General features: G+C 73.2%; 11 protein-coding genes. 1 reads left to right on the top strand and 10 read right to left on the bottom strand.

The features are described from left to right. Nucleotides 1-4: 4 nt before the first annotated feature. The 10 genes from ACFWEP_RS00775 to ACFWEP_RS00730 all read right to left on the bottom strand — a co-directional run bounded on the left by ACFWEP_RS00775 (nt 5) and on the right by ACFWEP_RS00730 (nt 13,617). Nucleotides 5-1,318: an MFS transporter gene (locus ACFWEP_RS00775; protein ID WP_387363355.1), complete on the bottom strand. Its 1,314-nt coding sequence runs from the start codon at nt 1,316-1,318 to the stop codon at nt 5-7. A gap of 231 nt (nt 1,319-1,549) precedes the next feature. Further along, nucleotides 1,550-2,764 (bottom strand): ATP-grasp domain-containing protein, encoded by a 1,215-nt coding sequence (locus ACFWEP_RS00770; RefSeq protein WP_387363352.1) that lies wholly within the window; start codon nt 2,762-2,764, stop codon nt 1,550-1,552. Beyond that, entirely contained in the window at nt 2,761-4,143 is a 1,383-nt protein-coding gene (locus ACFWEP_RS00765; protein ID WP_387363349.1) for an MFS transporter, read from the bottom strand. The genes ACFWEP_RS00770 and ACFWEP_RS00765 overlap by 4 nt, the downstream gene beginning before the upstream one ends. After that, complete coding sequence (locus ACFWEP_RS00760) at nt 4,140-6,752, bottom strand: ATP-grasp domain-containing protein (RefSeq protein WP_387363346.1); 2,613 nt, start codon at nt 6,750-6,752, stop codon at nt 4,140-4,142. Before ACFWEP_RS00760 ends, ACFWEP_RS00765 begins: the two co-directional genes overlap by 4 nt. Nucleotides 6,753-6,963: 211 nt before the next feature. Further along, on the bottom strand, nt 6,964-7,620 hold the full coding sequence (locus ACFWEP_RS00755) for a DsbA family protein (protein ID WP_387363343.1): 657 nt from the start codon (nt 7,618-7,620) through the stop codon (nt 6,964-6,966). Then, nucleotides 7,617-9,296, bottom strand: coding sequence for a class I adenylate-forming enzyme family protein (locus tag ACFWEP_RS00750; RefSeq protein WP_387363340.1), 1,680 nt, complete (start codon nt 9,294-9,296; stop codon nt 7,617-7,619). The genes ACFWEP_RS00755 and ACFWEP_RS00750 overlap by 4 nt, the downstream gene beginning before the upstream one ends. Nucleotides 9,297-9,476: 180 nt before the next feature. Further along, nucleotides 9,477-10,352, bottom strand: coding sequence for a prephenate dehydrogenase/arogenate dehydrogenase family protein (locus tag ACFWEP_RS00745; RefSeq protein WP_387363337.1), 876 nt, complete (start codon nt 10,350-10,352; stop codon nt 9,477-9,479). Next, nucleotides 10,349-12,487, bottom strand: a complete 2,139-nt coding sequence (pabB, locus tag ACFWEP_RS00740; RefSeq protein ID WP_387363334.1) for an aminodeoxychorismate synthase component I — start codon at nt 12,485-12,487, stop codon at nt 10,349-10,351. The genes ACFWEP_RS00745 and pabB overlap by 4 nt, the downstream gene beginning before the upstream one ends. Further along, a complete protein-coding gene (locus tag ACFWEP_RS00735) occupies nt 12,484-12,765 on the bottom strand; it encodes a chorismate mutase family protein (RefSeq protein ID WP_387363331.1) in 282 nt (93 codons plus the stop codon). Before ACFWEP_RS00735 ends, pabB begins: the two co-directional genes overlap by 4 nt. 351 nt (nt 12,766-13,116) lie before the next feature. Further along, nucleotides 13,117-13,617: an ATP-binding protein gene (locus ACFWEP_RS00730; protein WP_387363328.1), complete on the bottom strand. Its 501-nt coding sequence runs from the start codon at nt 13,615-13,617 to the stop codon at nt 13,117-13,119. Nucleotides 13,618-13,765: 148 nt separating this feature from the next. Here ACFWEP_RS00730 and ACFWEP_RS00725 point away from each other — a divergent pair, with 148 nt between their 5' ends. Further along, nucleotides 13,766-14,359, top strand: a complete 594-nt coding sequence (locus tag ACFWEP_RS00725) for a hypothetical protein (protein ID WP_387363325.1) — start codon at nt 13,766-13,768, stop codon at nt 14,357-14,359. Nucleotides 14,360-14,449 lie beyond the last annotated feature (90 nt).

Below are 14,449 nucleotides of genomic sequence, written 5' to 3'. Positions count from 1 at the left end.
GCGCTCAGTTCCCCGGGTGGCCGCCCGCGGTGTCCGGTGACGGACGCCGCGGGCCTTCCTGCCTGGCCGAGGGCGACCGGGTGCCCGGGTCGAACGACGCACCGGCCGGGGTTCGTCCGGCTGCGGCCCGGCGTACGGCGGGTCCCATCGCCGAACCGGCGGCCACGAACAGACCGCCCAGAAGCACCCACCCGGGCGTACCCCAGGAGAGGATCAGCGCGGTGAGCAGCAGCGGTCCCACGAGCCGGGCGACCGCGGTGCCCGCGCCGTAGAAGCCCTGGTACTGCCCCTGCTTGTCGGCCGGGGCCAGTCCGAAGCCGATCTCCCAGGAACCCGCGCCGAGCAGCATCTCCCCGAGCACCTGGACGCAGGCCGCCGCCAGCAGCAGGGCGACGGCCGACCACGCCGAGGAGCCCAGGGACGAGCAGGCGAAGACCGCGCAGGCCAGCAGGAGCAGGAAGCCCGCCTGCCGGACCGCCCTGGACGCCGACCGCAGGCCGGACACCCGGCCCGCGACGCGCACCTGGAAGAGGACCACGCTCACGGTGTTGAGGACCAGGAGCGCCGAGACGGTCCAGCCCGGGGCCTCGGTGCGCTGGACGACCCACAGGGGCAACGCCACGCTGAGCAGCGGCATGTAGAGGAGCATGACCGTGTTGAGCAGGGTGACCACCGCGTACGGCCGGTCGCGCAGCACCGCCATGCGCGGCTCGCCCCGGACCGGCGGCTCCGCGTTCGCCCCTCCCGTCGGCAGCGGCAGCCGGCGCAGCATCCAGGCCGCCAGCACGAAGCTGAGCGCGTCCAGTGCCAGTGCCGTCAGATAGGCGTTCTCGGTGTCGAGTTGGAGGGCGATTCCGCCGAGTGCGGCGCCCAGCGCCAGTCCGGCGTTGACCGTCGACTGGAGGTGCGCGCGTGTCTCGGTACGCCGCTCGGGCTCGACCATGGCGGCCAGGAGCGCCTGCCTGGCCGCCGCGAGGCCGCACTGGGCGCAGGCGTACACGCACACCGCCACCAGGAAGGCGGGGTAGGAGCGGACGAAGAGGAACGAGGCCACGGCCACTCCGGTGGTGGCCGACATCAGCACCGCGACTCCGCGCGGTCCGCGCCGGTCGGCGAGGTGGCCCAGGGGCACCCCGATCACCGCGCCGAGAGCCCACCCCAGGGTGAGCGCGGCACCGATCCGGGTCGGGGAGAGTCCGACGACGTGGCTGAAGAAGAGCGCCGACGTCACGTAGTACGCGCCGTCGCCGACCGAGTTGGTCAGCTGGGCCAGCGCCAGCTTCCTCGGCGCTCCCCGAGGGGGAATGATCCGGCTCATGCGATGCGCTTCCTCTCCGGCCAGTTCGTGCACCGCGCGGACGCCCCGCACGGCAACCGGGAGAGTGTGCGCCGCCGGCCCGTGGAATGACACGTTCCTCGGCTTCCTCGGATGAACACCGCGATGATCGAAATGCCGTGGAAGCCGGACGTACAGGGGCGAAGGGACGTGCTGAACGACGCGTTGTCGCCCCCCCGGGTTGGCCGGATGCCGCCCCCGTACGCCGTCGGCTCAGGTCACCGAGATCCGCAGGGTCTCCCGCACGAACTTCACCGCGTCCTCGCGCTCGGCCGGGGTGGGGGCGTCGATCAGCACGTGGCCCATGCGGTGCGCGGAGGCGGTGAGCGGGAGCACCCGGTCGCCCGGGCCCTTGCGCAGCCGGACCCGGACCACCGCCGGGTGGTCCTCGGTCTCGCGGACGCCGGTGATCGCTCGGATGGTGCCGGGCGGGGCCGTGGGGAAGACCGTGGCGGCCCAGGACACCGGCTCATGGGGAAGTTCCGGCGGGGTCCGGCCGAGGGACAGCCGCACCACCGCCTCGTACAGGTCGAATCCGTAGCTCAGCCCGATGGCGTCGGGCAGGTAGTCGCCGGGGGTGCGGACGGCGACCTCCATGAGCACCGGGCCCCGGTCCGCCATCCGGAACTCCAGGTGGACGAGTCCGGTCCGCATGCCGACGGCCCGCAGCACGCCCCGGGTCACGGCGTGTACCTGCCCGGCCGCCGGTTCATCGAACACGTGGCCGCAGTAGTGCGCGAGTTCGACGAAGTAGGGAGGTCGGGTCGTCTCCTTGCGGGTGACGTTCTCGAAGAGCACCTCGCCGTCCCGGACCAGGGCCTCCCAGCTGTACTCCGGCCCCTCGATCGCCTCCTCGACGAGCAGGGGGCCCTCCGCGGCACGCCGGACGAGGATCTCCTCGACGTCGGCGGGCCCACGGACCAGCTCCACCCCTTCGCTGCCGGCCAGGGTGAGCGGTTTGACGACGACGGGCAGACGCGCGGTCATCCACTCCCGGGCCTCGGCGATCCGGCCGACGTGCAGATACTCCGGCTGCGGGAGCCCGTGTGCGCCGAAGAGGGCGCGCTGGAGAGCCTTGTTGCGGGAGATCACGGCGGCGTGCAGCGAGGGTCCGGGCAGGCCGGACAGCTCCTGTGCCAGCGCCGCCCCGATGACCTGGGGTTCGGCGAAACCGACGATCCCGTCCGGGCGCCGGTCGGCGACCGCCTCGGCCACGGTCCGCGCCCACGCCTCCTCGTGGTGCCCGCCGACCCGGTAGAAGCGCTCGGCCAGTTGGGTCGGGCGGCTGTCCCAGGCGGCGTCGGACTCGATGGCCCGCACCCGCAGGCCCAGCCGGGCGGCTGCCGTGAGATAGGGGCGGCCCATCGTGCCCACCCCGACCAGCAGCAGGTCCGGGGGCGTGGCCCCGGCCTCGTCCGGCATCGTCATGTGCGGTCACCTCTTCCTGCGTCGGCGGTGGGTCCCGGGTCGGCGGCGGCGGCTTCCCCGGGCGGGGTGGGTCCGGGGACCGCGGCCGTGTCGGCGCTGCCGCCGGCCGCGCCGGCGTGTGCCGGAACCGTCTGTGGACCCGTCTGCGGGTCCGCCTCCGGCGTGGGCGGCGGGAGGGTGCGTACCACCGGGCCGACCAGCACGGCGGCCAGGGCGAAGACGGCGGCGAGCGCGAGCCACCCGGCGGTCCCGGCGGCGATGACCACGGAGGTGACCAGTGCGGGCCCCACGATGCGCTGGCCTGTACCGCCGAGGCTGAACACCGCGAGGTAGACGCTTCTGCGGTCCTCGGGCGCGTGCGCGTAACTCAGCTCCCAGCCGCCGGTGGCCTGCCACATCTCACCGAACGTCAGGGCCGTGCAGGCCGCGAGGAGGATTCCGGTGGCGGCCCACGCGGAGGAGGCGTGTCCGGCCGCCGCGAGTCCGGCGCAGCACAGCGTCATGGCCACGCCGCCGAGGCGCAGGGCCCGCGCCGCGCCGCCCGCGCGTTCGGCGCCCCGGGCCACGGGCACCTGGAGCAGGATCGCCAGCACGGTGTTGACGAGTACCAGGACGGGCAGCAGCCCGGCGGGCATCCCGGTCGCTTGCAGGGCCCACAGCGGGATGCCCACCGACAGGATGGTCACGTGCAGGTTGAGCACCCCGTTGAGCCCGGTCAGCAGTCCGTACCGCCAGTCGCGGAACTGCCGTACGGCGGTGAACGGGCCCGTCTTGCGGTGTACTTCGTCGGCGCCGTCCAGCCGCAGCCGGGTGAGCATCAGGGCCGAGGTGACGAACGCGCAGGCGGTGGCGAGGACGATGCCCCGGTAGGTCCACTCCGTGTCCGCCGTCAGCAGGGGTGCGGCGAGCAGGGCGCCCAGGGAGAAGCCGGCGTTGCGCACCGTGCGGATGATCGCCATGGTGCGGGTGCGGTCGGCGCCCCGCACCGTGGCGGAGGCCACCGCCTGCGTCATCGGCTGGGTGGCGGCCTCGGCGGCGGCCAGTGCGCAGGAGACGAGGGTGAAGCCCACCACGTCGTGGACGAAGCAGAGCGCGGCGAACCCGCCGGCCCGCCACAGTTGGAGGGCGATCAGGGTGCGCCGGGCGCCGAAGCGGTCCCCGGCCGCACCGATCGGCACGGTGGTGAGGAAGCCCACCACTCCGGAGATCGCGAGGCCTGCTCCGACCTCCCCCGCCGTCAGGCCGATGGACCGGACGAAGAAGACGGCGGACGCGGCCAGGTAGAGCCCGGTGCCGACGGCGTTGACCAGGGAGATGACCGCGAAGGAGCGGCCCTCGGGGGTGGCGGGGACGTACCCGCGCCAGAAGGAGCGGCTCAACTCCCCTCCCCCGCGTTCGGGACGGCGACCGTGGTCACCCGGATCAGGGCGGCGGCGTGCTCCGCGTTGCGGGCCGCTTCGGCGTGGTCGGCGCCGTCGGCGATGACGTACCCGCTGCGCTCCCAGGAACTGGTCACGGGCAGCACCACGGCGCCCGCCCCGATGCCGAGGTGGACCTCGCGCACGCCGGGCGCGCCGAGGGCGCTCTCCGCGCCCGTCACCGACTCGACGCGACCGGGCGGGGGTGTCAGGAACCGCACGGCCGCGCCTCGGCGCGGGGCCGGCACCTCGGGGGCGCGGCCCTCCAGGACGTCCAGCAGGCAGCGCAGGATGTCGGTGTCGTAGGCCAGGTCGATGAGGGCGGTGATGCCGCCTCCGGGCATCCGGCCGGCGCACTCGATCAGGTGCGGGCGGCCGTCCGGCTCGGCGAGGATCCACTCGGAGTGCAGGATGCCCGAGGCGAAGCCGATGGTCTCCGCGAGGCGGCCGAGCGAGCGGCGCAGCGCCGTCTCGGTGCCCGCGGGCAGGGCGGCCGGCACCGTGTGGCCGGTCTCGACGGGGTGGTGGGAGGACTGCACCGTCTTGGCGGTGATGTTGACGAGTCCCAGGGTGCCTCCGTGGACGAGCGCCTCGACGCTCACCTCCGGTCCGTGCAGGCGCTGTTCGGCCAGGTAGCGGGCGGTACCGGCGTGCCGGGCGCGCAGGGCGGGCTCGTCGGCGGCGCGGGTCGTCTCCCACGCCTCGGTGACGTCGTCGTCGGGCCCGAGCAGCCGCACGCCCAGACTGGCCTGGCGGTTGGCGGGCTTGAGGACGGCTTCCCCGTGGTGGGCGGCGCGGAACTCCGCCACCTCCGCGGGGCCGGTGACCTGTCTCCAGGCGGGCTGGGCGATGTCGGTGCCCTCCAGGGCCGCGCGCAGCATGCCCTTGTCGCGCAGGGTCAGCGCCGCCTTGGAGCCCGCTCCCGGCAGGCCCCACTCCTCGGCGAGCGCGGCGGCCGTCGCGACGGCGTACTCGACCACCGGGACGACCGCGCGGACCCCCGGCGGACGGGGCACCGCGCGGGCGAGACTCTCCGGCCGGGTCTCGTCCTGGGTGGGCGCCGGCAGCAGGGCCGCCACACAGGCGTGCCGGTCGGCGAGGCCGTCGAGCCCGCGGGCCGCGATGACGTCGGGTTCCTCCAGCACCCACACCGAACCGGCCGGGAGCATCGCGTCCAGCTTGCCCAGCATGACGGGGCTGTAGCCGACCAGGACGTGGGTGACGCCGGCCGGGTCGGGCCGGGCGTCCGGACCGGTGTGGACGGTGACGGCGGCCCGGACCCGGGCCTCCAGCGCGTCGAGGGCCTCGGGGCCGTCCGCGTCGATGAGGAAGGAGACCGCGCGGTCCTCCGAACTGCGCAACTCACCCAGCTCGGTGCCCCGGTCGTGGTGGACGAGTACGGCGCGCAGGGTCGGCGGGTCACCGGCGGCGCCGGGTTCGACGCGGGGCCACAGTCCCCGCTCGCCGACCCAGGTCGGGGTGACGCCGAAGCCGTCCACGGTGACGTCCCGCAGCACGCCCGGGGTGTGCTCCAGGTAGACCTGGCGGGCCGTGCGCCGGGGCGCGGGGTAGTGGGCCGGCACGCCCAGGGCGATACGGATGATCTGGCGTTCCAGCGAGGCCCCGGTGGCCAGTTCGTACAGGACGCACAGCCCGTCGCCCGGAGTCCTGGCGGCGACCTCCATCAGAACGGGGCGGCCGTCGGCGTCGATCCGCCACTCGGCGTGCGCGACCCCGTCCCTGAAGTCCAGGGCCGCCAGCATCCGGGCGTTGGCGTCGAGCAGTACCTGTTCGTCCGCGGGACGGTCTCCGGGGACGGTGTGCGAGAGCTCGACGAAACCGCTGGTGTGCGAGTCGGTGGTGTCCTTGCGGGTCACGCCCGCGAACACCGCACGGCCGCCCTGGACCAGGGACTCCACCGAGTACTCCTGGCCCGATATCCGGTCCTCGATCAGGAGGGTCTCGTGGGCCGGGTACCCGGCCAGCAGCGCGGTCAGCCGGGCCGGGTTCTCGACGGTCTCCACGCCGGAGCTGGAGTGACGGCCGGTGGGCTTGAGGACGGCCGGGTAGCGCAGGGCCGAGGCGTCGAGCCGGTCCCGCTCCTCGGGGGGCACGATCCGCACGCCCGGGCTGAACTCCGGCAGGTACCAGCGCTGGAGGTACTTGCTGCGGCACGCCCGGGTGGCCCGCAGTCCGGGCGTCGGCACGCCGAGGGCGTCGGCGAGCAGGCCGGTCGGTTCGACCTGGGTCTCCCCCACCGCGCAGGCGCCCACCAGGCGGTACTTCTCACGCCACCGGCGGGCGGCGGAGATCACGGCGGGCAGGTAGGAGTTGTCCCGCCCGGGATCACCGTCGACGAAGGCGAACTCGGTGATGGCGGAGGCGGGATGGTCCGGATCGGCCGCCTTCGCCAGCGCTTCCTCGCGGCCTCCGGCGGGCGTCACGAGCAGGATCTTCAGGCCGCGCCCGGTCAGTTCCGCCAGGTAGGCGGGCGAACGGCACACGACCAGGAACGACCCCGCGAGCACGAAGCCTTCCGGCCGTTCTTGGACCGGCAGTGACTCGTCCATGTCTTTCTCCCCCGGCTGGGTGACTCGCCGCGGGCGGCGCCCGGCGGTGGGTGGCCGGCCCGTGACGGACCGGGGTGCGCTGCCCGCGGTGCGGGCCGCGCGGGCGTCCCCGCCCGTAGGGAGCCGGTGCGGCCCCCGGTACGGACGGGGAGTCACCGGGGGCCGGCCGCGCGCACGACGTGGTCGCGGGCCGGTCCCCGGGAGGGGCGGTTCAGTCGAAGCGGAGCTTGCCGGACCGGGTCCTCTTCAGTTCGAAGAAGTCCGGGAACGCGGCCAGTGCCCGCGCGCCGTCGAAGAGGCGCGCTGCCTCCTCGCCCCGGGGGATCGACTGGAGGACCGGGCCGAAGAACGCGACGTCGTCGATGTGGATGGTGGGCGTGCCCACGTCGTCGCCCACGGCGTCCGCGCCCTCGTGGTGGCTCTTGCGCAGCCACGCGTCGTGCGCCTCGGTGTCGGCCGCCTCCAGCAGGCCGGCCGGCAGCCCGGAGGCCTCCAGGGCCTCCGCGGCGACGGCCAGGTAGTCCTTGTTGCCGCCGTTGTGGATGCGGGTGCCCATCTCGGTGTAGAGGCGCCCGAGGACCTCTTCGCCGTGCGCCTGCGCCGCGGCGGCGCAGATCCGGTTCAGCGCCAGCGAGTTGTCGACCAGGGTGCGGTACCAGTCCGGAAGTTCACGTTCCTCGTTGAGCACGTACAGGCTCATGAGGCGGAACCTCAGGTCGATGGTGCGGTGCTGCTCCACCTCCAGGATCCAGCGGGAGGTGATCCAGGCGAAGGGGCAGGCCGGGTCGAAGTAGAAATCGACCTTGGCGATGCCGGCGGCGTCGGCGGACGCCTCGGGGTGCGTGTCTGCTGCGGTGGTGCCAGTCATGCGGTGAGCTCCTCCTGCACGGCCAGGGCGCGGCCCTGTGCCTGCTTCACGTAGCTGTCGAGATCGGCGTACTGCTCCCGGAGCTGCCGCTTGAGGACCTTCCCGGTGACTCCCACCGGGATGCCCGTCTCGTCGTCGACGACCTCCAGCAGCCCGAGCGGGGGGTGTCCCGTTGCCTTCAGCGCCTCGTTGGCACGGGCCAGCAACTTCTCCGGGTCGGCCACCGCCCGTGCGACCGTGACGACGGCGACCGGGACGGTCGTCCCCGCGCGGCGGCCTGCGACGACGGCGACGTCACCGACCTCCGGGACTTCGTTGAGGACGACTTCCTCCATGAACACGGAGTATCCGGTGCCCTGTTCGGTCTCGATGGCGTCGGCGGCCCGGTCCACGAGGAAGAACTCGCCCTCGGCGTCACGGTAGGCCATGTCGCCCGGAAGCCAGAAGCCCGACAGCTGGTAGCGGTAGGTGGTGTCGGAATCACCCCAGTAACCCGGCGTGATGGCGGGCCCCTTGGCCGCCAGGAAACCGACCTCGCCGTCGTCCGCCCGGCTGCCGTCCTTGCGCAGGACGGTGACCTCGGCGACGCCGACCGGCTTTCCGGCGCAGCGGTCGTTGCGCTCGCTGTCCAGGGTGCGCGCCTTGAGCAGGACACCCCAGCCGAGCTCGGTGGTTCCCAGCCGGTCGAAGAAGGCGGCGGGCTGGAGACCGGGGCTGCGCATCGACAGCACCCTGGTGATGTGCGCCTGGTGCACGGCGTCCCCGATGGACACCCACACCTGTACGGAGTCGAGCGCGCCGGGCTCCGTTTCGGCGTGGGCGAGTTCGGCGTAGGCGTGCGCGAAGGACATCACCGAGGTCGGCCGGTACGTCCCGACGGACGCGGCGAGCGCGGCGCCGCTGCGGTCGTTGAGCGCCACGATCGGCGTGCCGCCGAGGACCGCGTACACGGTGTAGGCCACACAGCCCAGGTGGGACTGGGGCAGCGCGGTCATCATCAGCGCGCCGGGGTGCTCGGTGTGGTCGACGAGCCGGAACTTGGGCCCGGAGACGATCGACTTGTGGGTGTGGATGGTGGGCTTGGGTCGCCCGGTGGTGCCGGAGGAGTGCAGCAGCGCGACCGGGTCGTCGTCGTGGTGCTGCCAGTACGCGGACTCCGGAAGCTCGGCCGCGGGCGGGGCCGGCAGGTCCTCCTCGGAGGTGATCCAGAGCAGGCTGGTGCCCTCGGCGCCGTCGCCCAGCAGGTCCAGCCGGTTCCGGTCGGCGTACAGACCGACGGGGGTGGTCTGCTCCACCAGCGACTCCACGATGGTCCGCGAGGCGTTGGAGTTGATCAGCAGGGCCACGGCGCCGATCTGGGCGAGGGCGTAGAAGTGCAGCGAGTAGCTGAGCGAGTCCTCCAGCCACACCGCCACCCGGTCGCGGGTCCCCACTCCCTGGGCGAGGTACCAGGCCGACCAGCTCTGCGCGAGCGCGTCGAACTCCGTGAGGCTGAAGTCGTTCTTCAGCTCCCCCGCCGAGGTCGCTATCGGGCGCGCCGAGTGCAGGAAGGGCACCTCGGGGTCCGGGTTGGTGGCGAGTGCGGCGCGCAGCAGGTTTCCACCGCCCACGGTGGTGTCGGCCGCGAGAGCGGACCGCTGTTCCGGCGTGAGGACGGTCGGGGCGAACGTGTTCATGGAGCACCTTCCTGATGTGGATCGGCGGGACGGGTGTCGGCGGTGCGGGTGCCGGGGCGGTGCGGGCGGCACGGGCGGAGAGCGGTACGGGCGGCGGCCGGGCCGGGAGGCGCTGCGGGCGGTGTGGCCGAACGGGGGTGTGGCCGGGGTGCGGCGTGCAGAGGGGCGGCGGGGCGCCCCTCAGAGCCGGGCGAACAGGCGGGCGCACGACGCTGCGAGAGGGGCGAGATCCTCGCCGAGGTATCCGCGCAGGTCGTCCACGAGGTCGTCGAAGCCGGCCTGCTCGCCGCTCTCCACCGCGTCGGCGACCCGGCGGACGCCGTCGGCCAGCGCCTTGCGGGCGGCGGCGGCCTCCGGGTTGGCGTGCTGGACGTCCCAGTACACCTCCGGCGTTCCGGAGACGATCCGCGCGAGCAGCGCCAGCAGGGTGTTGGCGGGCGGCGGCGCGATGGGACGCAGCTCCCCGGCGGTCGGGCCGAGTTCACTCAGGGCGAGGCCGAATCCCAGGACCGCGGCGTGGGTCAGCGCCTGGGTGGCGCCGGCCAGTCGGTCGTGCTCGGTCGCGTCCACGCGGACCACGGACGCGCCCCACTCGGCGACCAGCCGGAGCACGTTCTCGGCACCCGTTCCGCCGTTGACCACGACGGCGGCGACCGGCCTGCCCTCGAAGCCCAGCGAGGGAGCGAACATCGGGTTGAGCCCGACCGCCTGGATTCCGGGTGCATGGGTCCGTACGGCCCGGGTGACGGGCTGCTTCACGGACAGCGTGTCCACCAGCACCGCGTCTACGCGCAGGTGGGGGGCGAGACCCGGCAGGGCGGCGAGCGCGACCGTCTCCGGCACGGCCAGCACGACCAGTTCGGCGGCGGCCAGTTCGGCGCCGAGCGCGTCGTCGACCGCGGTGATGTCGCCGGCCGTACGGCGTGCGCCGGGCGGTCCCGCGCTCCCCGCCGGGTCGGCCACGGTCACCTCGTACCCCGAGCCAAGCAGCCGCTCGGCGAAGAGCGCGCCCACGGCTCCGGCGCCTCCGGCCACCAGGGCCCTGCCGCCGGTCACCAGCCGCTCCCGGAAGGGCCGTTCGCGGCGTCCGTGTCCGGAGCTTCCGGCTCCGCGGTCTCTTCGACGCCCCGGGTACCGGTCATGGTGCCGAGCACCGCCGTGACGACGGCGCGGGACTTCACGACGGTCTCCTCGAACTCGTCCTCGGGGTCGGACAGCGCCACGATGGCACCGCCGACGCCGAAGGAGAGCCGGTCACCCGCGGCCACCAGGGTGCGGATGACGATGCTCAGGTCGGCCGCACCGCTGAGGGAGAACCAGCCCAGGCAGCCGGAGTAGACGCCCCGCGGCCCCTCCTCCAGCCGGTCGATGATCTCCATGGTGCGCAGTTTGGGCGCGCCGGTCATCGAGCCGCCGGGGAAGGCGGCGCGGACGCAGGAGACCGCCGTCTCGTCCGCGCGCAGTGTGCCGCGGATCGTGGAGACCAGCTGGTGCACGGGGGCGTAGGTCTCCACGTGGAAGAGGCTGGGCACGTGCACCGAACCGACCTCGCAGACGACGTTGAGGTCGTTGCGGATCAGGTCCACGATCATCAGGTTCTCGGCCCGGTCCTTCTCCTGGGTGAGCAGGTCCTGACGGAGTGCCTCGTCCTCGGCGGGGGTCGCGCCGCGCGGCCGGGTGCCCTTGATCGGCTTGGATTCCGCGATCCGGTCGGTGCCGATCGTCAGGAACCGCTCGGGCGAGGCGCTGAGCACCGCCGCTCCGGGGAAGTCGAGCAGGGCGCCGTACGGCACCGGGCTGATCCGGCGCAGTCGCGCGTAGGTCGTGAGCGGGTCGATCACGGCATCCAGCTCGACCATGTTGGTCAGGCAGACCTCGTACGTCTCCCCCAGCCGGATCTGCTCCAGGCTCTCGGCAATCCGGTCGAGGTAGGCGTCCCGGTCGTGGCGCAGGCGCACCGTGCCGTCGGCGGCCGGGTCGTTCATGCCGATGGCGGGGAGCGGGCCTGCCTCCCGCGATCGCGCCGTCCCGTCGTGCGGGGGCAGGCCCCGCAGTGCCTCCTCGGTGCGCTCCAGCCAGCGCAGGGCGTCGAGATCGTCCCCGTCCGCCGACAGCGCCAGCAGATAGGTCGTGCCCTCCGCGTGGTCCACGGCCATCATGCGGTCGGCGAAGAGCATCTCGGCGTCGGGCGTGACGGACTTGTGCACCGCCTGCCCGCCGGTCTCGGCCTTCAGCTCGTAGCCGAGGTAACCGACGTAACCGAGGTTGAACTCGAAGGGCACGCCCTCCGGGACGGGGACGGCGCGCAGCTTCAGCTGCTCGTCGAGGTAGTCGAAGAAGCCCTGGGCGACGATCTCGCCCTCGGCGTCGGACCGGCCGGGGGCGCGGACCGTGACGTGGCCGTCCGCCACCCGGTGGGCGACGTGCTCGGCGAGGGGGCCGCTTCCGTCGCCGAGGAAGGAGAAGCGGGAGAGCCCGTCGAGGACGATCCCGCTGTCCAGCCAGAAGCCGTGGTCGTCGTCGGCGAACAGGGCGCGGTAGGCGGCCTCGGTGTCCGGCTGGATCTCCAGGCGCCGCACGTGCACCTCGTAGCGAGGGCTCGGCCGTCGGGTCGCGTGGAAGTCGAGAGCGAGGCGGCGGAAGTTGCGCAGCAGGTCACGGCCGTGCTCGCTGCTGATCGACTCGGGGTGGAACTGCACGCCCCAGATCGGCAGGGAGGTGTGGCGCACGCCCATGACGACGCCGTCGTCGGACCAGGCTATGGCCTCGAGTTCGTCGGGCAGCCGGGTCGCGGCGAGGGAGTGGTAGCGCACCACGTCGTAGGGGCTGGGGATGCCGGCGAAGATGTCGGCGCCGGTGTGGCTCACCGGGGAGACCCGTCCGTGCATGGGTTCGGGCGCGAGCCCCACCGTGCCGCCGAACAGGTGGGTGATGCCCTGGTGACCGAGGCACACACCGAGGGTGGGCAGTCCGCTCTCGGTGATCGCGCGGGCGCTGATCCCGAAGTCGCGCTCGCGGTCGGGGCGTCCGGGGCCGGGTGAGATGACGACGGCGTCGAAGTCCTCGATGTGGATCCGGGCCCAGTCGGCGCCGTTCTTGACGACGACCGGCGGATCGCCGTTCACCTCACCGAGCAACTGGTACAGGTTGTAGGTGAACGAGTCGTAGTTGTCGATCAGCAGGGTCCTCACGCCGTCGTCCCCCCGATCACCAGGTCCTCGACGCGGCACGTCTCCTCGATGATCAGGTCGTACAGCCGGCGCAGGAAGTCCTGGTCGATGCCGTGAAGCGCGCCGAAGCGGGCGGCACGCTCCTGGACGATGCCGATGCGGTGCGGCTGCATCATGGGGACGTCGTTGTCCCGTTTGAAGTAGCCGATCTCCACACACTTCTCGATGCGGGCGCGCAGCTCTTCCAGGAACCGCTCGTCGATCGCGTCGAGCTCGGCCCTGAGGCCCTCAATGGTCACACCGGTTCCCGGCTCACGCCTCACGGTTTCCCCTTCCGCCTTGTCCACAGCCCGAACTGTGCCGGGGCCCGTGCGGGGCCTGCCAGCCGTCCGATAGCTCGGATCGACGCAGTGCACTTACTGGGGGGATCCATAAAGGGACATACACGTCAGCCGGAGCAGGTCGGCGGGGCGGAGCCCTGCCGCACGGCCCGGCGCGGCTCGGCCTGCCGCGAGGGAGTCGGGTCGTGCGGAGAACGGCTGGGACTGTGGGGGGGGGCGTACGGGTCGCTCCGACCGTCCGGGGCGTTCGGGGCGTCCGGACCGTTCGGACCGTCCGGGCCGTCCGGGCCGTCCGGGCCGTCCGGGCCGTCAGCGCCGTCCGCGCCGTCCGCGCCGTCCGGGCCGCAGGTCCAGCTCGGCCACGACGGTCTTGCCGATGTGCGGCCGGTCGAGGACGTCCCACCGGTCGGCGAGCGAGTCCACCAGGAGCATCCCCCGGCCGCTCTCCGCCAGCGGCGGCGTCGCGGGGCGCGGCGCACCCGGTGCGGGTGGCCGGAGCTCTCCCCGGGCGTCGGAGACCGCGAGGTGCAGGGTTCCGTCGAGGATCTCGGCGGTGACCTCGAAGTCCCGGCCGGGTACCCGGCCGTGGGTGACGGCGTTGGCGGCGAGTTCGGCGACGATCTGGCCGGCGGTGTCGGAATCCGCGCTGCCGTACGGCACACCCCAGGCGGCGAGTTGGTGCAGCAGGAGCCTGCGCGCGAGGCGAGCGCCACGCGGGGTGGAACTGAAGCGCTGGACGAACCCGTCCACCGGAGGAAGCGCTCGGCCGGTCGCGGAGGGGGAGGCGGACGAAGCGGACGAAGGTGTCATGCGCCCACGATGGCGGCGCGTCACCCCCTCTCACCAGCGGCGACGCTCGTACGCCGGATCAGCGTACGCTCGCCCCGGATGGTCGGTACGCGGCTGATCGGTACGCGGCAGCCGCGCGACGCCGCCGCGGCAGAAGGGCCGGAACCACATGTCCGCCGACCGCACGCCTGTCGACCGTACGACAGCCGACAAGACGTCCTGGGAAGCCGCGGTACGCCACCTGTACGAGGACGCGAACCCCTACGACGCCACGGGCCCGCGCCGTCACCCCGACTGGGTCCTCGACGTCCTCACGCTGATGGCACGTGTGCCGGACCCCCGTGGCTGGGCCGGTCTCGACGACGCCGGAGCCCCGGAGCGCCAGGCGTTCCCCGTGTACCCCTTCCTCGCCCACCCGCCGGAGTACGTCGCGGCGCGGCTGCACGAGATCGACCGGATCAGCGCGGAGAACCTGCTCCTCGCTCTCACCGACGACGGTTGCCGCCTCTCCAGCCTGAGCCGCTTCTCGGAGAGCGAGGAGGAGCTGCGGGCGATGGTCGGGACGGTCCTCGCGCGCTACGGGGACGGGGCCTCGTACCACACCAACGTCACCAGGCCCGGACCCGAACGCATGCCCGGCAGGCTCGACTTCACGACGCCGGACTGGGGGTACAGCCCACTGACCGCCTACACGGAGGACTACGGCCTCATCGTCGTCACGGACACCGAGGTGGGCATGTTCTGGAACTTCGCCGACTACTGAGCCGAGCTCGGCGCTCATCCTCGCGCGTCACTCGACCGGCTGCTCCGCGCGGTCCGCTGCCCCGGATCATGTGAAGCGCGACTTCACGAC

It is taken from the genome of Streptomyces sp. NPDC060198, from assembly GCF_042728415.1.
In the GTDB taxonomy this organism is placed as follows: domain Bacteria; phylum Actinomycetota; class Actinomycetes; order Streptomycetales; family Streptomycetaceae; genus Streptomyces.
The sequence above is the reverse complement of the archived record's forward strand: the minus strand, read 5'-3'. Positions and strand labels throughout refer to the sequence as shown.